Source organism: Plesiomonas sp., assembly GCF_051650925.1.
GTDB lineage: Bacteria > Pseudomonadota > Gammaproteobacteria > Enterobacterales > CAMTGL01 > Plesiomonas.
This window is the reverse complement of sequence record NZ_JBOFRH010000025.1, coordinates 1-21,685: the sequence shown is the minus strand read 5'-3', so window position 1 is coordinate 21,685 and position 21,685 is coordinate 1. Positions and strand designations below refer to the sequence as shown.

At 47.0% G+C, this 21,685-nt stretch carries 16 protein-coding genes; all 16 read left to right on the top strand.

Annotated elements, in window-relative coordinates; translation table 11 throughout:
* The first annotated feature begins 3 nt into the window (after positions 1 to 3).
* The 16 genes from dnaX (at position 4) to ACRC27_RS00550 (ending at position 21,537) form a co-directional block, all read left to right on the top strand.
* Positions 4 to 2,364 (top strand): DNA polymerase III subunit gamma/tau, encoded by a 2,361-nt coding sequence (gene dnaX / locus ACRC27_RS00625; RefSeq protein ID WP_438638841.1) that lies wholly within the window; start codon positions 4 to 6, stop codon positions 2,362 to 2,364.
* A gap of 204 nt (positions 2,365 to 2,568) precedes the next feature.
* Positions 2,569 to 2,904 (top strand): YbaB/EbfC family nucleoid-associated protein, encoded by a 336-nt coding sequence (locus tag ACRC27_RS00620; RefSeq protein WP_438623058.1) that lies wholly within the window; start codon positions 2,569 to 2,571, stop codon positions 2,902 to 2,904.
* A 137-nt stretch (positions 2,905 to 3,041) separates the two neighbouring features.
* Complete coding sequence (gene recR / locus ACRC27_RS00615; protein WP_438623059.1) at positions 3,042 to 3,650, top strand: recombination mediator RecR; 609 nt, start codon at positions 3,042 to 3,044, stop codon at positions 3,648 to 3,650.
* Positions 3,651 to 3,813: 163 nt separating this feature from the next.
* Complete coding sequence (gene htpG, locus ACRC27_RS00610) at positions 3,814 to 5,727, top strand: molecular chaperone HtpG (RefSeq protein ID WP_438630042.1); 1,914 nt, start codon at positions 3,814 to 3,816, stop codon at positions 5,725 to 5,727.
* A gap of 282 nt (positions 5,728 to 6,009) precedes the next feature.
* On the top strand, positions 6,010 to 6,654 hold the full coding sequence (adk, locus tag ACRC27_RS00605; RefSeq protein WP_438623061.1) for an adenylate kinase: 645 nt from the start codon (positions 6,010 to 6,012) through the stop codon (positions 6,652 to 6,654).
* 171 nt (positions 6,655 to 6,825) lie between these two features.
* The gene (gene hemH, locus ACRC27_RS00600; protein ID WP_438623062.1) at positions 6,826 to 7,803 is read left to right on the top strand and encodes a ferrochelatase; all 978 of its coding nucleotides are present in this window, start codon (positions 6,826 to 6,828) and stop codon (positions 7,801 to 7,803) included.
* Positions 7,804 to 7,898: 95 nt separating this feature from the next.
* A complete protein-coding gene (locus ACRC27_RS00595) occupies positions 7,899 to 9,209 on the top strand; it encodes an inosine/guanosine kinase (RefSeq protein WP_438623063.1) in 1,311 nt (436 codons plus the stop codon).
* A gap of 222 nt (positions 9,210 to 9,431) precedes the next feature.
* The gene (locus ACRC27_RS00590) at positions 9,432 to 10,622 is read left to right on the top strand and encodes a dicarboxylate/amino acid:cation symporter (protein ID WP_438623064.1); all 1,191 of its coding nucleotides are present in this window, start codon (positions 9,432 to 9,434) and stop codon (positions 10,620 to 10,622) included.
* Positions 10,623 to 10,975: 353 nt separating this feature from the next.
* Complete coding sequence (locus ACRC27_RS00585) at positions 10,976 to 11,914, top strand: L,D-transpeptidase family protein (protein WP_438638839.1); 939 nt, start codon at positions 10,976 to 10,978, stop codon at positions 11,912 to 11,914.
* Between the two features lie 497 nt (positions 11,915 to 12,411).
* Positions 12,412 to 13,716, top strand: a complete 1,305-nt coding sequence (gene tig, locus ACRC27_RS00580; protein ID WP_438623065.1) for a trigger factor — start codon at positions 12,412 to 12,414, stop codon at positions 13,714 to 13,716.
* A 103-nt stretch (positions 13,717 to 13,819) separates the two neighbouring features.
* On the top strand, positions 13,820 to 14,443 hold the full coding sequence (gene clpP, locus ACRC27_RS00575) for an ATP-dependent Clp endopeptidase proteolytic subunit ClpP (RefSeq protein WP_438623066.1): 624 nt from the start codon (positions 13,820 to 13,822) through the stop codon (positions 14,441 to 14,443).
* Positions 14,444 to 14,526: 83 nt separating this feature from the next.
* Complete coding sequence (gene clpX, locus ACRC27_RS00570; protein ID WP_438630947.1) at positions 14,527 to 15,801, top strand: ATP-dependent protease ATP-binding subunit ClpX; 1,275 nt, start codon at positions 14,527 to 14,529, stop codon at positions 15,799 to 15,801.
* Between the two features lie 249 nt (positions 15,802 to 16,050).
* The gene (lon, locus tag ACRC27_RS00565) at positions 16,051 to 18,408 is read left to right on the top strand and encodes an endopeptidase La (RefSeq protein WP_438638838.1); all 2,358 of its coding nucleotides are present in this window, start codon (positions 16,051 to 16,053) and stop codon (positions 18,406 to 18,408) included.
* 253 nt (positions 18,409 to 18,661) lie between these two features.
* A complete protein-coding gene (gene hupB / locus ACRC27_RS00560; protein WP_438623069.1) occupies positions 18,662 to 18,937 on the top strand; it encodes a nucleoid-associated protein HU-beta in 276 nt (91 codons plus the stop codon).
* A gap of 129 nt (positions 18,938 to 19,066) precedes the next feature.
* Positions 19,067 to 20,935 (top strand): peptidylprolyl isomerase, encoded by a 1,869-nt coding sequence (gene ppiD, locus ACRC27_RS00555; RefSeq protein ID WP_438630951.1) that lies wholly within the window; start codon positions 19,067 to 19,069, stop codon positions 20,933 to 20,935.
* A gap of 227 nt (positions 20,936 to 21,162) precedes the next feature.
* Complete coding sequence (locus ACRC27_RS00550) at positions 21,163 to 21,537, top strand: ComEA family DNA-binding protein (protein ID WP_438638836.1); 375 nt, start codon at positions 21,163 to 21,165, stop codon at positions 21,535 to 21,537.
* Positions 21,538 to 21,685: the final 148 nt, after the last annotated feature.

Genomic DNA, 21,685 nt, shown 5'->3' with positions numbered 1-21,685 from the left:
CCGATGAGTTATCAGGTTTTAGCCCGTAAGTGGCGTCCCCACACTTTTAATGCTGTTGTGGGTCAGGAGCACGTACTAACAGCCTTAGCGAATGGTTTATCGCTTGGGCGTTTGCACCATGCCTATCTGTTTTCTGGTACGCGCGGAGTGGGTAAAACCACCATCGCCCGCCTGTTTGCCAAAGGGTTAAACTGTGAAACCGGGGTTACCGCCACCCCTTGTGGTGTATGTGACACTTGCCGTGAGATTGATGAAGGCCGTTTTGTTGATCTGCTAGAGATTGATGCTGCATCGCGCACCAAGATCGAAGATACCCGTGAACTGCTCGATAATGTGCAATACACGCCGGTACGTGGGCGCTTTAAAGTCTATCTGATCGATGAAGTGCACATGTTATCGCGCCACAGCTTTAACGCGCTGCTAAAAACGCTCGAAGAGCCACCTCCGTATGTGAAGTTTTTGCTGGCAACCACTGATCCGCAAAAATTGCCGGTCACTATTTTGTCGCGTTGTTTGCAGTTCCACCTGAAAGCGCTAGATGTCGATCAAATTCGTGGCCAACTTGAGCATGTTCTGAAAGCCGAAGCTATCCCGTTTGAGCTGCGCGCGCTTTCACAACTGGCGCGTGCCGCCGAAGGCAGTATGCGTGATGCGCTGAGTCTGGCAGATCAGGCCATCGCCATGAGCAGCGGTCAGGTGACGATTGAAGGTGTCAGCCAGATGCTCGGCTCACTGGATGCCGATCAGCCGCTGGCACTGATTGAAGCACTGCAGCAGGCTGATGGGCAGCAGGTTATGCTGCAATTGCAGCAGGCCGCAGAGCGGGGCACGGATTGGGAAGCGCTGCTGGTGGAAACCAGCGCGATTTTGCACCGAATTGCAATGGCTCAGATGTTGCCAGGTACTATTGATGATACCGATCCGCATGCGGTGCGTTTGCATACACTTGCTCGCACGCTCGCCCCGCAGGATGTACAGCTGTATTACCAGACATTGCTAATGGGGCGTAAAGAGTTGCTCCTTGCTCCGGATCGTCGCAGCGGTGTTGAAATGACCTTTTTACGGGCTCTGGCGTTTCATCCTGCACAGGTTGCCACGCAGCGCAATAAGGTTGAACCTTTTGGCGCGATGGCCGCGGCCAGTGAACCGCAAATGCCTGTTTTGACCGCAACACCTGCGACACGGGCGAATACTATTCCGAGCCATGTTCCACGTCGGTCAGCACCTGCTACGCCGCGTCAGGGGATGACACACCGTGCTTCAGCATCGGTCAATCCCTCTGTGAACTCTCAGCCGACGGCTTTTGAACACTCCGCCACAGGCGTGAATGCCAGTGCGGAATACGCGCATCCGGCTGAGACCGATTTACCTTCAGGCTCGGTGTTTGACACTGCCCGTGAACCAGCCGGTTTTATTGGCAGTGTAGATGATACGGATGCAGATAATTCAGAGCATGTGGGGTATACGGTCGGCTATGCAGATAGCGCTGACCAAAGCAATGAGCACAGAGGCAATAGCCCCGAATTTGTGCCTCAATCCCCTTCTTCTGCGGTAGCAGTGACAGGAGAGTCTGCATCCGCGTCGGCCGCAGTAAGCTCTCCGGCAATGCAGGCGTTGCAGGCCCGTGAGCAGTTACGCTCTCAGCGCCAGCGCGCTGAGGGTAACGCGCGTACAGATGCCGGAGGTTTAGCAAAAAAAGCTGAGCCGGTTGTAGCAGCAACGCTGCGGCCGGCAAAGAGTAAGCCTTCACCGTTAGAGCGTCTGGCACTGGCGGGGGAGCAACGTGCCCAGCAATCGGATCAGAGGCAGGCTGCCCATACTCAGGCACCCGTATTAGCGAAAAAGAAAAAAGAAGCTTACCGCTGGACGGCACAAAACCCTGAGCTGGAAACCAATGATGTAGTGACCCCTGATCAGTTGCGCAGCTCACTTGAGCATGAGAAAACGCCTGAAATGGCGTTAAAGCTGGCAAAAGAGGCGAGCGAGCGCGACCCTTGGTCGGCGCAAATAGAAACTCTCGGCGTGGCTAAATTAGTGGAACAACTGGCGTTAAATGCCGTCAAAGAGGAGTTAAATGCTGGGCAGATCCGTCTGTTATTGCGCTCTTCACAGCGGCATCTGAACTCTGAAAGGGCAAAAGAGCAGTTAACCGAGGCGCTGAGTCAGCAAACCGGTTTGTCTATTGCACTTGAAATTGTGGAAAGTGATGATAAAACACAGCTTACCCCGTTAGAGATCAGGCAAGTTATCTATGAGGAGAAGCTGGCTCAAGCGCGGCAATCATTGCAGGGGGATGCTCATATCCTGCAGTTACAGCGTCTTTTTGCAGCCAGTGTAGATGAGAGTAGTATTCGGCCACTGTAGTGCTGTATCCCCCATTTGCGGTTTGAAGTTTGCCGTGTAAATGTTGAATAATGGGCGAGATAAGTTATTTTGTGCTGTATGAGTACAGTAAATAAGACTTTTATGGGAAAGCACACGGTGAATCTGCTTTCCTTATGACATAAAATTGAATCAAATAGTCTGTATGCCGATATCGGCTCAACCCAAAAGAAAAGAGAGAGCGCTATGTTTGGTGGTGGAAAAGGTGGTCTTGGTAACCTGATGAAGCAAGCCCAGCAAATGCAAGATCGTATGCAGAAAATGCAAGAAGAGATCGCGCAGCTGGAAGTTACCGGTGAGTCAGGTGCCGGTCTGGTTAAAGTAACCATCAACGGTGCGCACAACTGTCGTCGTATCGACATCGACAGCAGCCTGATGGAAGATGATAAAGAGATGCTGGAAGATTTGATTGCTGCGGCATTCAATGACGCGGCACGCCGTATTGAAGAGACTCAAAAAGAGAGAATGGCACAAGTGACCGGCGGTATGCAGTTACCACCGGGTTTTAAAATGCCATTCTAAACGTGTTTTGCCTGTTAACGTGTTTTAGTCAGTGTGATGTGAATGCTGACTATTTACGATAATCGTTACGGTAAGCACAGGTAAAACGGTTAACCTCAACGCCCTGATTACAGGGCGTTGCTAATATAGGTTTATACATGGCAAATTCTAGCCCTCTTTTAGAGACCCTGATGGATGCGCTGCGCTGTTTACCCGGTGTCGGGCCAAAATCAGCACAACGCATGGCATTTCAGTTGCTGCAGCGGGATCGCAGTGGCGGTATGCGTTTATCACAAGCGCTGTCGCGCGCTATGTCAGAGATAGGGCATTGCCGTGACTGCCGGACGTTTACCGAAGAGGAAGTATGTGCCATCTGCACTAATCCTCGGCGGCATAAAAGCGGCCAGATTTGCGTCGTTGAAAGCCCTGCCGATATCCACGCTATTGAGCAGACTGGGCAATACTCAGGCCGCTATTTTGTACTGATGGGGCATTTGTCGCCGTTAGACGGTATCGGACCAGATGATATTGGGCTTGATCGGTTAGAAGAGCGTTTGCGTACTGAAACAATCAATGAAGTGATTTTAGCCACTAACCCAACCGTAGAAGGTGATGCCACCGCAAACTTCATTGCCGAAATTTGTGCTATGCACAATGTCATGGCGAGCCGAATTGCTCATGGTGTACCGGTAGGCGGAGAGTTAGAAATGGTTGATGGTACAACGCTTTCTCACTCATTAGCCGGTCGTCATCCCTTCAAATATTAAACGTTGCTATTGCAACCACATGCCATAAATATGTGCAGGTTGGGCGAAATTTCATCAGGGAAGCTAAAAGCTTCCTTTTTTTGCACTTGAAAACAGTTTGTGTGCCCCCATCTATCTGAATATCACTTTTATTTTGCTATCTGTTGATACGAGGATTTGCACAATGACCCAAAATACAACTCAGGATTCTTCCCTTAAAGCACAGGAAACCCGTGGTTTTCAGTCTGAAGTTAAGCAACTGCTGCAATTGATGATCCACTCACTGTATTCTAATAAAGAAATTTTCTTACGTGAGCTGATCTCAAACGCCTCTGATGCGGCAGATAAACTGCGTTTTCGTGCGCTGTCACAGCCTGATCTGTATGAAGGCAACGGTGAGCTGTGTGTCCGCCTTTCGGTAAACAAAGAGGCTGGTACGATTACCATCAGTGATAACGGTATTGGTATGACCCGTACCGATGTGATTGATCACTTAGGTACTATTGCAAAATCAGGCACTAAAGCATTTTTAGAGTCAATCGGCTCTGATCAGGCGAAAGATAGCCAACTTATCGGCCAGTTTGGTGTTGGTTTCTACTCTGCATTTATTGTGGCAGATAAAGTGACCGTACGTACGCGTGCTGCAGGTGTGAGCGCAGATCAGGGCGTGTTCTGGGAATCTGCTGGTGAAGGTGATTATACCGTTGCCGATATTACCAAAGCTGATCGTGGTACTGAAATCACGCTGCATTTACGTGCTGATGAGCATGAGTTTTTAGATGACTGGCGTTTGCGCTCTATCATCGGTAAATACTCTGATCATATCAGCCTGCCGGTTGAAATTCAGACCCGTGAGCAGAATGAAGATGGTAGCGAAGGCGATCTGAAGTGGGAAAAAATCAACAAAGCGCAAGCCTTGTGGACTCGCAACAAAGCTGACGTATCTGACGAAGAGTATAACGAATTTTACAAGCATATCTCACACGACTTCTCTGACCCAATGAGCTGGAGCCACAACCGTGTTGAGGGTAAGCAAGAGTACACCAGCTTGCTGTATATCCCTGCACATGCGCCTTGGGATATGTGGAATCGTGATCACAAGCACGGTCTGAAACTGTATGTGCAGCGCGTATTTATTATGGATGATGCCGAGCAGTTCATGCCGACATACCTGCGCTTTGTTCGTGGCCTGATTGACTCTAATGATCTGCCGTTGAACGTTTCACGTGAAATTCTGCAAGATACCCGCATCACCCAAAGCTTACGCAGTGCTTGTACTAAGCGCGTGTTGCAGATGCTGGAAAAATTGGCAAAAACCGATGCAGAGAAGTACCAGACTTTCTGGAACGAGTTTGGTCTGGTGATGAAAGAGGGCCCAGCAGAAGACAGCGCGAACAAAGAGACTATCGCCAAACTGCTGCGTTTTGCTTCCACTCAAAATGATAACGATGTTCAAAATGTGGCGTTGGCCGATTATGTCAGCCGCATGAAAGAAGGTCAGGAGAAGATCTACTTTATCACCGCCGACAGCTATGCCGCCGCGAAAAACAGCCCACATCTTGAGTTGTTCAACAAAAAGGGCATCGAAGTTCTGCTGTTATCCGAGCGCATTGACGAGTGGATGATGAGCTACTTAACTGAGTTTGACGGCAAACAGTTCCAATCTGTGACAAAAGCGGATCTGGATCTGGGCGCGCTGGCAGATAAAGAAGAGGAAGAGAAGCAGAAGGAAGCTGATGCTGAATTCACCTCTTTTGTCGAGCGTGTTAAAGGTTATCTGGGCGAGCGCGTGAAAGATGTGCGATTGACCCACCGTTTAACCGGTACACCGGCACTGGTGACAACCGAGTCAGATGAAATGACGACTCAAATGGCTAAATTGTTTGCTTCCGCAGGCCAGAAAGCCCCTGAAATCAAGTATGTGTTCGAGCTAAACCCTGAGCATGTGTTGGTGAAAAAAGTGGCTGACACCAGTGATGAGCTGCAGTTTAATGAGTGGGTTGAGTTGCTGTTGGAGCAGGCTATGCTGGCAGAGCGTGGTAATTTGGAAGATCCAAGTGCCTTTATTCGCCGCATGAACCAACTGTTAACAGCGTAATGCACTAAGCAGCATCAAGCCGTATCCGTGCTATAAAAGCATAACAGAGACCTGATATGCATCAAATTTAGCCACCGTATTAACGCCGCTTGTCTTTGTACAAGCGGCGTTTTATTTTGTATTTATTGCTTAAATATTCAACATAATTCGGTTTTTATTGCCGGAAGCACGGTGATAGCGGGTGCTGATCTTGAGTTTGGCGCTGAGTCAGTGTTATGGTTTATCCCTAAAAAAATTATACCCTTCATTATTATCTTGAATTCTAAGAGAGAGGAATCATCTATGCGTATTATTCTGCTCGGTGCTCCGGGTGCAGGTAAAGGCACTCAAGCGCAGTTCATCATGGAGAAATACGGAATTCCGCAAATCTCAACCGGTGATATGCTGCGTGCTGCGGTCAAAGCTGGAACCGAGCTGGGTTTACAAGCGAAAGCAATCATGGATGCAGGTCAGCTGGTTACAGATGAGCTGATCATCTCTTTGGTTAAAGAGCGTGTAGCGCAAGAAGATTGCCGTAACGGTTTCTTGCTTGATGGTTTCCCACGTACTATTCCACAAGCTGATGCAATGAAAGATGCCGGTATTGCGGTTGATTTCGTACTGGAATTTGATGTGCCTGATCAGGTTATTGTTGATCGCATGAGTGGCCGTCGTGTACACCCAGCATCAGGCCGTGTTTACCACGTTGTATACAATCCGCCAAAAGTGGAAGGTAAAGATGATGTGAGCGGTGAAGATCTGATTATTCGTGTGGATGACGAAGCTGAAACCGTACGTAAGCGTTTAGCTATCTATCATGACCAAACTGAACCTCTGGTGGCTTACTACAATAAAGAAGCTGATGCCGGCCAGACCCGTTACTTCAAATTAGACGGTACACGTAACGTTGATACCATCAGCCAAGAGTTAGCGACCATTCTGGGTTAATCCCCAAAACACGCTAAAGTGGCAAAATAGAGTAACAACCAGAGAATAAAAGGTGGCTTAGCCACCTTTTTTGTATAGCCAGTTTAGAATGTGGGCACACCTGTTTTACCGGTGAGTTAACATCTAGCGGGTAGGTACAGCCTCTATTTTTAGCATAAGGAGCGGCGATTGATGGCTCAGAAACAGTATGGCGTGTTGCTGGTTAATTTAGGCACACCCGATGCACCAACATCGGCAGCGGTAAAACGCTATCTGAGTGAATTTTTGCATGATAAGCGGGTTGTAGATCTGAGTCGCTGGCTCTGGTGCCCATTATTGCATGGGGTGATACTGCCGATTCGTGCACCACGGGTGGCAAAACTGTATCAGTCAGTGTGGCGTGATGATGGCTCTCCATTGCTGGCATTTTCTCGTCAGCAGCAGCAGGCATTGTATTCTCAGTTGCAGCAACAAGGGCATGATATTCCGGTTGAACTGGCGATGACCTACGGCAACCCTTCGTTATCGCATGCTCTTGATCAGCTGCAATCAAAAGGGGTCACGAACCTTGTGGTGCTGCCGCTGTTTCCACAATATTCAAGCTCTACCACTGCCGCGGTGTGGGATGGCCTGACAAAAGCACTGAAAGGCCGCCGTAATATACCGGCAATCCGTTTTATTCGCGATTACCACGATCATCCGCTCTACATTGCGGCATTGGCAAAAAGTATTCGCCAGCATCTGCCAGAGTTGCCGGATAAACTGATCTTTTCGTATCACGGTATTCCACAGCGGTATGTGGATGAGGGCGATCAGTATGCTGCCCAATGCCAAACGACCACTGAGCGAGTGGCACAGGCACTAGGGTTGTCAGAAACACAATATCTGCATACCTATCAATCACGGTTTGGGCGTGAGGTCTGGTTACAACCTTATACCGATCATACGCTTAAAGCGCTGCCTAAGCAGGGCATTAAAACACTCGGTGTTGTGTGTCCGGCATTTTCTGCCGATTGTCTGGAAACACTCGAAGAGATTACTGAGCAAAACAGAGAGATCTTTTTGCATGCAGGGGGGCAGGCGTTTACCTACGTTCCGGCACTGAATGCCGATCCTGCACATATCGTGCTGCTACAATCTTTAGTACATAACGAAATAGAAAATTGGTAGCAGATTAGTGTATTAGGATTCATTCTGTTTACACTATTTTGTGATAGAATTCGCGATATACGCTGATTGTCCACAGCCTTTTCTGGATCTGAACGATGAAATTTCCCGGCCAACGTAAATCAAAACACTATTTTCCTGTCAGTGCGCGTGATCCACTGTTGATAAACCAAATGCGTGCAGCAGAAAGTGAAGTCAGTACCGCGTATGTGGTCGGTATCGATCAAACGTTGGTTGATATTGAAGCCCGTGTTGATGAAGATTTTTTGTCGCGTTATGGCCTGAGTAAAGGCCACTCTTCAGTGATTGAAGATGCCGTTGCTGAAGCGCTCTACCGTGAGTTAAAAGATCGTAGCCTGATTACGCATGAATTTGCGGGCGGCACTATCGGCAATACTCTGCACAACTATTCAGTACTGGCTGATGATAAATCCATCATGCTGGGCGTGATGTGCAGCCGTATCGAAATTGGCGGTTACGCTTACCGCTACTTGTGTAACACCTCAAGCCGTTTGGATCTGGATTATCTGCAACCGGTAGATGGCCCAATTGGTCGCTGCTTTGCGCTGATTTCTGAAAACGGTGAGCGCACATTTGCCATCAGCCCTGGCTGTATGGATCAACTGCGCCCCGAAAGTATTCCGGAAGAGGTTATTGCCGGAGCTTCAGCACTGGTACTGACCTCTTACCTGCTACGTTGTAAACCGGGTGAGCCGATGTCAGAAGCTACCTTGCGTGCTATTGAGTATGCGAAAAAGCATGATGTTCCGGTAGTCCTGACACTGGGCACGAAAATTCTGATTGAAGAGAACCCACAGTGGTGGCGTGATTTCCTCAAAGAAAACATCTCTATGGTAGCGATGAATGAAGAGGAAGCGGCAGCATTAACCGGTATCGAAGATCCGCTAGCGGCATCAGATAAAGCATTAGATTGGGTTGATCTTGTGCTCTGTACCGCAGGGCCTGTTGGCCTGTATATGGCCGCTTATACTGATGAAAGTACCTTGCGTCAAACTCAGCATCCGCTGTTGCCGGGCGTGATCCCTGAATTTAATCTGTACGAATTCAGCCGCCCAATGCATCGTGCTGCTTGTGTAACGCCAAAACGTATTTACTCACATATCTGCCCATATATGGGCGGGCCAGAGAAGATCATGAACACCAACGGGGCGGGTGATGGTGCTTTGTCTGCCATTTTGCATGATATGGCTGCTAACCATTATCACCGTAATAATGTGCCAAATTCCAGCAAGCACGCCTGTACCTTCATGACATACTCCTCACTGGCACAGGTATGTAAATATGCTAACCGTGTGAGTTATCAGGTATTAAACCAGCACTCTCCGCGTTTAACCCGCGGCCTACCAGAGCGTGAAGACAGTTTAGAAGAGTCTTATTGGGAACGATAAACCCTCTTTTTGACACAGAATGTCCATTAAGCCGACAGGAAACTGCCGGCTTTTTTTATGCGTAGGAATTTAGAGCTGAAACGTTACCACTAGTTGATATGCAGTGTTTTTTATGACTAACACGATGCTTTTAACTATTAAAAGCGGATTATATGCTATTTGCATGCTAAAAATGCCGCCGTAATCAAGATGCCCCAAATGATGTAATTAAGAGAGGGAACGATGAAATTAATTTTGCGCCTGCTAGCAGGCATTGCTTTTGGTGTTTTATGTGGTCTTTTTGCACCAGACTTTTTAATCCGAGTACTGATTACCGCTAAGGTATTGATTAGCCAAATGATTGGCTTCACCATACCACTACTTATCCTGTTTTTTGTCACCAGTGGCATTGCCAGCTTGCCAAAGAACTCAGGCAAATTACTGGGGAAAACCGTCGGGCTTGCTTATGCCTCTACAGTCGGTGCAGGTTTCCTCGCTTATCTGGCTTCGGTCGAGATCATGCCGACACTGTTAAGCCATGCTGGGCAACTTGCCGAACCGGTACGCAAATTAGAGCCGCTGATGACATTGCAAATTCCACCGGTCATGGGTGTGATGAGCGCACTGGTGCTGGCTTTTGTTTTTGGTCTGGGCATTGTGGCTACCAGCAGTGCTGAGATGAAAAAATTGAGCGATCAGGGCCGTGATATTATCGAACTGCTGCTGAGCAAGTTTATGATCCCAGCACTGCCATTCTATATTGCCGGTGTATTTGCGGATATGACCGTACAGGGAACAGTGTTTGCTACTCTGAAAACCTTCAGTCTGGTCTTGGTGCTGGTGGTTGTGTTGCACTGGTTATGGCTGACATTCCAGTTTATTACTACTGCTGCAATCGTAAAGCGTTCACCGTTAACCCTACTTAAAACCATGATGCCAGCATACTTTACTGCACTGGGCACCATGTCATCTGCCGCAACACTTCCTGTGACACTGCGTCAAGCTCAGGTATGTGGCGCAAGCAAAAGTATCTCCAACTTTGTTGTTCCCCTGTGTGCAAATATCCACATGGCCGGTTCAGCAATCAGTATTGTTACCGTAGCTTGTGCGGTGATGCTGATGAATGGCTACGCGCATATCCCGAGTTTTACCGAAATGCTGCCGTTTATCATGATGCTGGGAATTACCATGGTGGCCGCACCGGGTGCACCGGGTGGCGCAGTGATGGCCGCACTTGGGTTACTTGGCACTATGCTGGGCTTTAGTGAAGCGATGCTGGGTCTGCAAATTGCTCTGCACTTAGCGCAAGATGGTTTTGGTACAGCTTGCAACGTTACAGGTGATGGTGCTCTGGCGATGTGTGTTGACAAAATCGCAGAGAATGATGGCATTGTGGCTGAAGAAACGCCTATTGTGGCGGATGAGATAGCGTAAACTACGTTACCAAGTAGTTTGTAGCAAAACAAAAAGAGGTCAGTATGTCTGGCCTCTTTTTTTATTTATACGCATCTGCATCCTCTGCTTTATCGAAGTTTTGCGAGATATTTTGCAAAAATAGAGCATTCACTTCACAGTAAAAAATTTTTATATAAAAAAGTTTATTGTTAGCTGGATACATTATTTAATATAGCGCTTGATGTTGTCATATCCAGTACACAATGTGCTTTTTTCAGACATTGATACGGGTAATGGCATTACTTTACTGTCTATTTCGCACTGGCCATTCTGAACGACCGAATCACTGTGATCGGATTAAAGAATGAATCTATGCTCTTTTGGGGTCATTAATGAAAGCTGTTCGTCTACTTGCCGGCTTGCTGGTGTCTGCGCTGGCAATGGCTGCCGTGCCACATGCACTGGCTGCATCCTATCCACTGCCTCCTGTTGGTAGCCGTTTAATCGGCACTGAAGAGATCTACACTGTACCCGGAAATGGTGAATCATTAGAGACCATTGCTGCCCGTTATCAGGTCGGTTTAATCGCCATGCTAGAAGCGAACCCGACAGTCGATCCGTTCCTGCCGCAAACCGGTATGGAGCTGCGCATTCCAACAACTATGCTGTTACCAGAAACACCGCGTGAAGGGATCGTGCTAAATCTGGCCGAACTGCGTCTTTATTATTACCCGAAGGGCAGCAACGTTGTCGAAGTGTACCCTATTGGCATTGGCCGTGTAGGACGCTCTACGCCAACGATGGTCACAACCATTATCTCTAAACGTGCTAACCCGACATGGACACCAACGGCAAATACCCGCAAAGAGTATGCAGCTCAAGGTATCTCATTGCCTGCTGTTGTACCGGCAGGGCCAGAAAACCCAATGGGGTTATTTGCACTGCGTTTGGCAAAAGGCAATGGCGAGTATCTGATTCATGGTACTAACGCAAACTTTGGTATTGGCATGCGTGTGAGTGCCGGATGTATCCGTTTACGCCCAGATGATATTGAAGCGCTGTTTGATAAAGTGCCGGTGGGGACACGGGTACAAATTGTCAACGATCCTATCAAGGTCTCGGTAGAGCCAGATGGTAAGCGCTATATGGAAGTGCATCAGCCGCTGTCAAAAAATGACAACGATGATCCACAAACAATGGTGATCCCATTTAGCGCATCGGTACAGAGCTTCATTTTAGACGCTCAAACCGATAATGCAGCAGCAGAAAAAGAGGTTGCACGCCGTTCAGGTTTACCGCTGGATGTGACTGCACCAAGTGAACCGCAATAACGGTGCGGTAGATATGAGGATCACCACCGTTTAATGCTACCGCCGAGCCTTATGTAGAGGTGGGAATTTGTCGGTATAGTGAGCGTTATCGGTAGATTCGATATCGGGTTAACATCCAAACAAAAGCTGCTATGGCCATGCGCTAAGCAGCTTTTTTTATTTATAGCGCATTTCTTGCTTTTATATTTCTCATTGATTGGCCTGATAATTATACGATTTATCACGCAAAAGAATCATCTGATGCCCTTGCACACGCTTTAACCAGCCAATGTTGCCGGAAAATTGAGCGCAAACACACCTCAGACCTTCTGTTAACTCGACTCCCCCTGATACCACCGCTATAATGCCTCGTCTACTTTTCCATACTGTACTCGGGACATTCCGATAACAGAAATATATCGGTTGTGTTCGGTAACTGATACAGCGTGTTATTTTCGTGCTACACGGAAGTGAGCAGCTCATCATACCGAGCACTGAGGATTTTTTTGAGGTAAAAGATGCACGTTTCCGTTGAGACAACTCAAGGCCTTGAGCGCCGCATGACCATCACCGTAGCGGCTGACGCTATCGAAACCGCCGTTCGTAACGAACTGCAGCGTATGGCTAAAAATGTACGTGTAGATGGCTTCCGTAAAGGTAAAGTTCCAATGAGCCTGGTTGCCAAGCGTTATGGCCAGTCTGTACGTCAAGATGTTGTTGGTGAAGTTATGCAACGCAACTTCATTGACGCTATTATCAAAGAGAAGATCAATCCAGCTGGCGCACCAACCTTCACACCAAGTGAAATGGTTGAAGGCCAAGACTTCTCTTTTGCAGTAACATTTGAAGTGTACCCAGAAATCACCCTGCAGGGTCTGGATACCATCGCTGTAGAGAAGCCAGTTGTTGAAGTGACTGACGCTGACGTTGAAAACATGATCGACGTACTGCGTAAGCAACAAGCAACGTGGAAAGCAGCAGATCGTGCAGCAGAAGCTGAAGACCGCGTAACTGTTGACTTTACCGGTTCTGTAGACGGTGAAGTGTTCGAAGGCGGCAAGGCAACTGACTTTGCGCTGGCAATGGGCCAAGGCCGTATGATCCCTGGTTTTGAAGAGGGTATCGTTGGTCACAAAGCGGGCGAAGAGTTCACTATCGAAGTGACTTTCCCAGCTGAATACCATGCAGAAAACCTGAAAGGTAAAGCGGCTCAGTTTGCTATCGTACTGAAGCAAGTTGAAGAGCGTGAGCTGCCAGAACTGACTGCTGAATTCGTACAACGTTTTGGCGTTGCTGATGGCTCAATTGATGGCCTGAAAGCTGAAATCCGCAAAAACATGACCCGTGAACTGAGCACCGCAGTGAAAAACCGCGTAAAAACTCAAGTTCTTGACGGTCTGTTAGCGGCAAATGAGTTTGATATCCCAACTCCGCTGATCGATGGCGAAATTGACGTACTGCGTCAGCAAGCTGCACAGCGTTTTGGCGCACAAGGCAACAAAGCGTTTGAACTGCCACGTGAGCTGTTCGAAGAGCAAGCTCGTCGTCGCGTACAAATCGGCCTGCTGCTGGGTGAAGTTATCAAAACCAGCGAAATGAAAGCAGACGACGCACGTGTAAATGCACTGATTGAAGACATGGCTTCTGCATACGAAGATCCATCTGAAGTTGTTGCATATTACGCGAAAAATGAAGAACTGATGAACAACATGCGTAATGTTGCTCTGGAAGAACAAGCGATTGATGCTGTTCTGGCGAAAGCAAATGTCACTGAAAAAGCAGCGACCTTTGATGAGCTGATGAACCAAGCACCGGCAGCCTAAGTGCTATGAGCCGACCTAAGTATTTGACTTAATTCCGGCTCTTCTGCTATCTATGGCTCGGGTGAAGCATCACTCGGGCCATTTTTCTATTGGGGAGAAGACAATGTCATACAACGCAAAACAGGATGATTTCACCACCCGTATGGCCTTGGTGCCAATGGTCGTTGAACAGACATCGCGTGGTGAGCGATCTTATGATATCTATTCCCGCCTGCTAAAAGAGCGCGTCATCTTTTTGACCGGGCAGGTAGAGGATCACATGGCGAACTTGATTGTCGCCCAGTTGTTGTTCCTTGAATCAGAGAATCCTGAGAAAGATATCTATTTATACATCAACTCACCGGGTGGTTCAGTTACCGCAGGGATGTCTATTTACGACACCATGCAGTTTATCAAACCTAATGTCAGCACCGTATGTATGGGGCAAGCTTGCTCAATGGGCGCGTTCTTACTTGCTGGTGGCGCGAAGGGCAAGCGCTTTTGTTTACCGAATGGTCGGGTTATGATTCACCAGCCATTGGGCGGTTTCCAGGGGCAAGCGTCTGACATTCAGATTCATGCACAAGAGATCCTGAAAACGAAACTGAAACTGAATGAAACGTTGGCATTCCATACCGGCCAGCCACTGGAAAAAATCGAGCGCGATACTGACCGCGATAATTTCATGTCTGCTGAGGAAGCGGTGGAGTACGGTCTGGTTGATGCAGTACTTAGCCATCGCGTGTAATAGCGGCAAATTCCGGAAGCTGATATACACTCAACATTAGGTCTATCAGGTTCCGGGGCTGAGCCCTGATAAGAGGTTTACGAATGACAGATAAGCGCAAAGACGGGTCTGGCAAACTGTTGTATTGCTCCTTTTGTGGCAAAAGCCAGCATGAGGTACGCAAACTGATTGCAGGGCCGTCGGTGTATGTCTGCGATGAATGTGTCGATCTGTGTAACGACATCATCCGCGAAGAGATCAAAGAGCTGTCTCCACGTCGTGATCGCAGTGCATTACCAACACCACATGAAATCCGTAATCATCTTAACGATTACGTGATTGGCCAAGATCATGCCAAAAAAGTATTAGCAGTTGCCGTATATAACCACTACAAGCGGTTACGTAACGGTGACACTAACAACGGCGTGGAATTGGGTAAAAGTAATATCCTGCTGATCGGTCCAACCGGTAGTGGTAAAACATTACTGGCTGAAACACTGGCTCGCCTATTGGATGTGCCATTTACAATGGCTGATGCTACCACATTAACCGAAGCGGGTTATGTGGGTGAAGATGTTGAAAACATCATTCAAAAGCTGCTGCAAAAGTGTGACTATGATGTCTCTAAAGCACAGCGCGGCATCGTCTACATTGATGAAATTGATAAAATTTCACGTAAATCAGATAACCCATCAATCACCCGTGATGTTTCTGGTGAAGGTGTGCAGCAGGCATTACTGAAACTGATTGAAGGTACTGTTGCTGCTGTGCCTCCACAAGGTGGCCGTAAGCATCCACAACAAGAGTTTTTGCAGGTTGATACCTCAAAAATCCTATTTATCTGCGGCGGTGCATTTGCCGGTTTGGATAAAGTGGTTGAGCAGCGCCTAAACACCGGAACCGGCATTGGTTTTGGTGCACAGGTGAAAGGCAAAGATGATAAGTTTGGCCTGAGTGAACTTTTCACCCAAGTTGAGCCTGAAGATCTGATCAAGTTTGGTTTGATCCCTGAGTTTATTGGTCGTCTGCCGGTTGTCGCAACATTAACCGAGCTTGATGAAGCAGCGCTGATTCAGATCCTGCAAGAGCCGAAGAATGCGCTGACCAAGCAGTTCCAAGCCTTGTTTGATCTAGAAGGCGTGCAGCTTGAGTTCCAAGAAGATGCCTTGATTGCTATTGCCAAAAAAGCACTGGCTCGTAAGACAGGTGCTCGTGGATTGCGCTCAATTGTAGAAGCCGTATTGCTTGATACCATGTATGACTTACCTTCTTTAGAAGGCGTGGAAAAAGTCATTGTTAATGAAGCTGTCATTAACAATACCGCTGCACCTACCTTGATCTACGCAAAACCAGAAGCGCAAGCCTCTAACGCTGATTGATGTATGGCTCATCTGCTTTTTTGTCGTGCTGCGTCAATAAGACAAAACGGGACTTGACAAAAAGTGCTGGTTAGCCGAACGTAAATACAGGCAACGCATTGATAAAGGGAAGGGAAACCTTCCCTTTTTCTTTGTTCTTCTTTTTTCTTTGGGAAGTTATCTGCTTAGCTGTTGAATCCTATTTTTCTGACCCCATATATTCAGATAACAATTATATTTGGCGGAAGCTAAGTCTTAAGAGAGAGTTCTATGAACCTGGAGCGTTCCGAGCGAATTGATATTCCTGTATTGCCTCTGCGTGATGTTGTGGTCTATCCGCACATGGTTATCCCACTGTTCGTGGGGCGAGAGAAATCCATTCGCTGCCTAGAAGCGGCAATGGAGCAGGATAAACAAATCCTATTAGTGGCACAAAAAGATGCCGCAACTGATGAGCCTGCAGCCGCTGATTTGCACCAAATTGGTACTGTTGCCACTATTTTACAAATGCTGAAACTGCCTGATGGCACAGTAAAAGTCTTAGTAGAAGGGCAACAGCGCGCGAAAATTATCCTTCTGGCTGACAGTGACGAATTTTTCTCTGCTCAAGCTGAGTTCTTAACCACCACAGTGGTAGAAGATGCTGAGCAAGAGGTACGTGTTCGTACTGTGATTACTCAGTTTGAAGGTTACATTAAGCTAAATAAAAAGATCCCACCAGAAGTGCTAACTTCATTGGCTGGAATTGATGATCCTGCGCGCTTGGCTGATACCATCGCTGCACATATGTCATTGAAAATAAAAGATAAGCAAACGGTATTAGAGATGACCAATGTCTCTGAACGTCTTGAATATCTAATGGCAATGATGGAATCAGAAATCGATCTGCTGCAAGTTGAAAAGCGCATTCGTAACCGCGTGAAAAAGCAGATGGAAAAAAGCCAGCGCGAGTACTATCTGAATGAGCAAATGAAAGCCATTCAGAAAGAACTCGGTGAAATGGACGATGTTCCCGATGAGTTCGAAGGCTTAAAACAGAAAATTGAAGCGGCAAAAATGCCGAAAGAAGCACGTGAGAAAACGGAAGCAGAACTGCAAAAATTAAAAATGATGTCACCGATGTCAGCAGAAGCGACCGTAGTACGTGGTTATATTGATTGGATGCTGCAAGTGCCTTGGCATCAGCGCAGCAAAGTGAAAAAAGATATCGCCAAAGCGCAAGAGATCCTCGATCAAGATCACTACGGTTTAGATCGCGTCAAAGAGCGTATTTTGGAATATCTGGCAGTACAAAGCCGAATCAACAAAATTAAAGGCCCGATCCTGTGTCTGGTTGGCCCACCGGGTGTGGGTAAAACTTCACTGGGGCAATCTATTGCACAGGCTACGGGGCGTAAATATGTCCGAATGGCACTGGGCGGTGTACGTGATGAAGCTGAGATCCGAGGCCATCGTCGTACTTATATCGGTTCAATGCCGGGTAAGCTGATCCAAAAAATGGCGAAAGTGGGCGTTAAAAACCCATTGTTCCTGCTCGATGAGATCGACAAAATGGCATCTGACATGCGCGGAGACCCCGCATCAGCATTGTTAGAGGTGCTTGATCCTGAGCAGAACGTTGCGTTTAATGATCATTACCTTGAAGTTGACTATGACCTGTCGGATGTGATGTTCGTGGCAACCTCGAACTCAATGAATATCCCAGGTCCACTGCTTGACCGTATGGAAGTGATCCGTCTTTCCGGTTATACCGAAGATGAGAAACTGAATATCGCAAAACGTTATTTGCTCTCAAAGCAAATTGAGCGTAACGCGCTGAAAGCCAATGAGCTGACCGTTGATGATAGTGCATTAATTAGCATTATTCGTTACTACACCCGTGAAGCGGGCGTACGTAGCCTAGAACGAGAAATCTCTAAACTGTGTCGTAAAGCGGTGAAAAATTTACTGCTCGATAAATCACTCAAGAGCATTACGATTAACGCTGAAAACCTGAAAGAGTACCTCGGTGTACAGCGTTATGATTATGGCAAGAGTGATGGTGAAAACCACATCGGTGAAGTTACCGGCTTGGCATGGACAGAAGTGGGCGGTGATCTGCTGACCATTGAAACTGCCTCTGTTCCGGGCAAAGGCAAGTTGACCTATACCGGTTCACTCGGTGAAGTCATGCAAGAGTCTATTCAAGCGGCGATGACAGTGGTTCGTTCACGCGCTGAAAAGCTCGGGATTAATAGCGATTTTTATGAAAAACGCGATATTCATGTGCATGTGCCGGAAGGGGCAACACCTAAAGATGGCCCAAGTGCGGGTATTGCAATGTGTACCGCACTGGTCTCATGCCTCACCGGTAATCCGGTACGCGCTGATGTTGCCATGACCGGTGAAATTACCTTACGTGGTCAGGTGTTACCGATTGGTGGCCTCAAAGAGAAGCTGCTGGCAGCACACCGAGGTGGTATCAAAGTGGTACTGATTCCGGAAGAGAATCGCCGTGATTTGGAAGAGATCCCTGATAACGTGATTGCTGATTTGCAGATTCACCCAGTCAGTAAAATTGACCAAGTTTTGAGTATTGCCTTAGAAAACAGCCCGTTTGGGGTTGATTTTCCAACAGCAAAAGCGTGATCTATAGCAAGAAGCGCTGAGAAATACAGACTGGTTTGGTTTTCTGACCTTGCCAGTCTTTTTTTGCGCAGTTACCGTAGCCACCAACGTAACAAGGTTAAACCTGTTAATCCCTTGTGTTACGTGGCTTGTAACTTAAACAACCCAGCGTTTGCGCTGCTTGCCAAGCCTGAGTAAGACTGATATAAAAGCGCCATCGTGACCCTAAAGGATAGTGTCGGGCATGATATGAGATTCTTAGAGGGGATGAAGAGTGAATAAATCTCAACTGATTGACAAAATTGCAACTGATGCAGATATTTCAAAAGCGGCTGCTGGCCGTGCGCTAGATGCATTCATTGATTCTGTAACTGATACACTGAAATCAGGTGATCAAGTTGCACTGGTTGGTTTTGGTACTTTTGCTGTGCGCGAGCGCGCTGCACGCACAGGCCGTAATCCGCAAACCGGCAAAGAAATTGCAATTGAAGCCGCTAAAGTACCGGGTTTCCGCTCGGGTAAAACACTTAAAGATGCGGTAAATAGCTAATCACAGATAACCTGTGCAAAATGTTGTTGCGTCTACAATAATCAACATTTTGTTATGATTGCAAGGCGCATCATTTGATGCGCTTTTTTTCTTATTTGACAGCGTAACAAGACGGAGCATTGTCAACTCATGATGGACAAATTGCGCGAAGCGCAACATAGCATCGCTCTCAAAGTTGTGCTCGGTATCATTATTCTGTCGTTCGTACTGACCGGCGTTCAAGGATTCCTCAGCGCGAACAGCAACTATGTTGCTAAAGTCGATGGACAAGAGATTACTCGCCAGCAGTTCGAGCAGGCATTCCAAACAGAACGTACTAACTTACAACAGCGTATGGGCGACAACTTTAATACGTTGGCAGCAGACCCTAATTATCTGACTATGCTGCGTAAAGAGGTATTAAACCGCCTGATTGATGATGTATTGCTAAATCAGTATGCCAAATCACTCGATTTGCGTGTTAGCGATGATCAAATCAAGCAGGGCATTGTCACTATGCCTGAATTCCAGAAAGAGGGGCGTTTTGATAACGCACAATATCTGGACTTGATTCAGCGTGCAGGTTTTACACCTGATGCTTTCAGTGAGTATATGCGTCAGCAGATGGTTCGCCAGCAACTCTTGTCAGCTTTTACCGGCAGTGATTTTGTGTTGCCAAAAGAGAGTGAGCAGACATTTGCACTGTTGACACAAGAGCGTGATGTTCGTTTAGCGACTATTGCAGTACAACCTCTTGAAGCGGCACAGTCAGTAACCGAGCAAGAGCTGAAAGACTATTACGAGAAGAATCCAACTCGTTTCATGTCTCCAGAGCAAGCGAAAGTGCGTTATGTTGAAATTAACGCGTCTGAACTGCAAAAAGCGGTGAAAGTGGATGATGCAACCATCAGCCAGTATTACCAAGAGAACAAAGCCCGTTTTAGCCAGCCTGAGCGTCGCAAGCTAAGCCATATTTTGGTGAGCAATGAAAAAGCGGCACAAGCTATCGAAGCTGAACTGAAAAAAGGGGCTGACTTTGCCACTTTGGCAAAAGAAAAATCAGAAGATAAGTTCTCTGGCCGTAAAGGTGGTGAACTAGGTTGGACTGATAAAGGGGTCATGGATCCGGCTTTCGATCAGGCTGCATTTGCTCTGACCGCTAAAGGTGATGTGTCAGCTATCGTGAAAACCCAGTTTGGCTATCATGTGATCCGTTTAGATGATATCCAACCGGAGCAAGTACGTCCGCTGTCAGAAGTGCGTGATGATGTTGCCAAGCAACTGCGTCAAACCACGGCAATGAATGAATTCTACGCTCTGCAACAAAAGGCCAGTGATAAAGCCTTTGAAAATCCGGATTCATTGGATGATGTTGAAGCGGCTACTGGCGTGAAGATTCAGGAAACTGGTTTGTTTGATGAGAAAAACGTACCGGCAGCACTGAATTACCCTGATGTTGTGAAGGCTATTTTTAGCGATGATCTGATCAGTGGTAATGCAAACTCAGACGTTATTTCGGTAGATGACGAACACGCTTTTGTTATTCGAGTGATTGAGCATAAAAACGAAGCGCGTAAGCCATTTGCGGATGTTAGCGCTGAAATTACCGCATTGCTAAAACGTCAAAAAGCAGAAGCGGTTGCTCGTGCAGAGGGTGATAAGTTGCTGACTGCGCTCAAAGCCGGTAAAGGTGATGAGGCATTAAAAGCAGCGTCTGTTGAGTTTGGTAAGTCTCAAACGTTACAACGTAATGCACCAGATCAGCAATTAGCGACTGTTGTTTTCAATCTGGCAAAACCGCAAGACAATAAACCTGTGTATGGTTTAAGCCAAGACAATAAAGGTGATGTTGTTGTGGTTGAACTGTTGAAAGTACAGAGTGAAAATAATCCGGAAATGGCCAAAATGTTTGCTCAGCAACAGCTTAATGGTGAAATGAATACCACCTTTATGGCAATGTTAGCGAGTTTACGTGCTAATACCGAGATTAAATACGGTGATTTAGCAAACGTAGAATAATATTCCGTTACTGCTGTAATTCACTGCAACAACAAAAAGCCGCTTTTGCGGCTTTTTGCTTTTTGGTAAACCGCAGATAGACTCTTTTTTTCTGAGCAGGCAGAGTTTTGGCTTAATGGGCTTCTTTGTTTATGGAATAAAAAAGAGAGAGTGCTGTGTATCCAAAAAACGCATATCAAAAAATATCTAGCCAAGCTAAACGCTTATCACACAGTTTCTTGTGTTTTATGCTCTGTTACCTCTCGGTCAGTACCGAAATTTATGCGCAGACTGAACGTTATATTATCAACGGTATTCCGATTGAAAATATTGAACAGGATAAAAGCAGCAGTAAGATGCCCCTATTAACCGCAACCGCTGCGGGAAAAACATCTGCAACGACACAGACCACGTCAGCGGGGAAACTAGAGCAGGTTAATATTAATACGGCGACTGCCGATGAGCTTGACCGTGTCTTAGTGGGTATCGGTAAAAATAAAGCACAAGCAATAATCGATTACCGTACAAAAAATGGGGCATTTTTACGCCCTGAGCAGTTGACGGATGTGAAAGGTATTGGGGAAGGGCTGCTGAAAAAAAATGTGTCACGTATTTTACTATAACCCAGTAGCTTGTGTGGTATGAGGCAATATCAAAATGTAGAGAGTTAAGATGAGGGCTAACTACTTGAGAATCTGTGCTTTGTAATACTCTGCTGAGTTTGTTACCAGTGCAGCATAGCCACAAGTACTCTTATTATGGCAAAGTAAC

Bases quoted from the DNA above. Each gene is read 5' to 3' on its own strand.
- hemH (WP_438623062.1), top strand. From the start codon at position 6,826: ATGGCTCAGAAACAGTATGGCGTGTTGCTGGTTAATTTAGGCACACCC.
- lon (WP_438638838.1), top strand. From the start codon at position 16,051: ATGAACCTGGAGCGTTCCGAGCGAATTGATATTCCTGTATTGCCTCTG.
- htpG (WP_438630042.1), top strand. From the start codon at position 3,814: ATGACCCAAAATACAACTCAGGATTCTTCCCTTAAAGCACAGGAAACC.
- ACRC27_RS00550 (WP_438638836.1), top strand. From the start codon at position 21,163: ATGCTCTGTTACCTCTCGGTCAGTACCGAAATTTATGCGCAGACTGAA.
- adk (WP_438623061.1), top strand. From the start codon at position 6,010: ATGCGTATTATTCTGCTCGGTGCTCCGGGTGCAGGTAAAGGCACTCAA.
- tig (WP_438623065.1), top strand. From the start codon at position 12,412: ATGCACGTTTCCGTTGAGACAACTCAAGGCCTTGAGCGCCGCATGACC.
- ACRC27_RS00590 (WP_438623064.1), top strand. From the start codon at position 9,432: ATGAAATTAATTTTGCGCCTGCTAGCAGGCATTGCTTTTGGTGTTTTA.
- ACRC27_RS00620 (WP_438623058.1), top strand. From the start codon at position 2,569: ATGTTTGGTGGTGGAAAAGGTGGTCTTGGTAACCTGATGAAGCAAGCC.
- recR (WP_438623059.1), top strand. From the start codon at position 3,042: ATGGCAAATTCTAGCCCTCTTTTAGAGACCCTGATGGATGCGCTGCGC.
- dnaX (WP_438638841.1), top strand. From the start codon at position 4: ATGAGTTATCAGGTTTTAGCCCGTAAGTGGCGTCCCCACACTTTTAAT.
- clpP (WP_438623066.1), top strand. From the start codon at position 13,820: ATGTCATACAACGCAAAACAGGATGATTTCACCACCCGTATGGCCTTG.
- ACRC27_RS00595 (WP_438623063.1), top strand. From the start codon at position 7,899: ATGAAATTTCCCGGCCAACGTAAATCAAAACACTATTTTCCTGTCAGT.
- ppiD (WP_438630951.1), top strand. From the start codon at position 19,067: ATGATGGACAAATTGCGCGAAGCGCAACATAGCATCGCTCTCAAAGTT.
- clpX (WP_438630947.1), top strand. From the start codon at position 14,527: ATGACAGATAAGCGCAAAGACGGGTCTGGCAAACTGTTGTATTGCTCC.
- ACRC27_RS00585 (WP_438638839.1), top strand. From the start codon at position 10,976: ATGAAAGCTGTTCGTCTACTTGCCGGCTTGCTGGTGTCTGCGCTGGCA.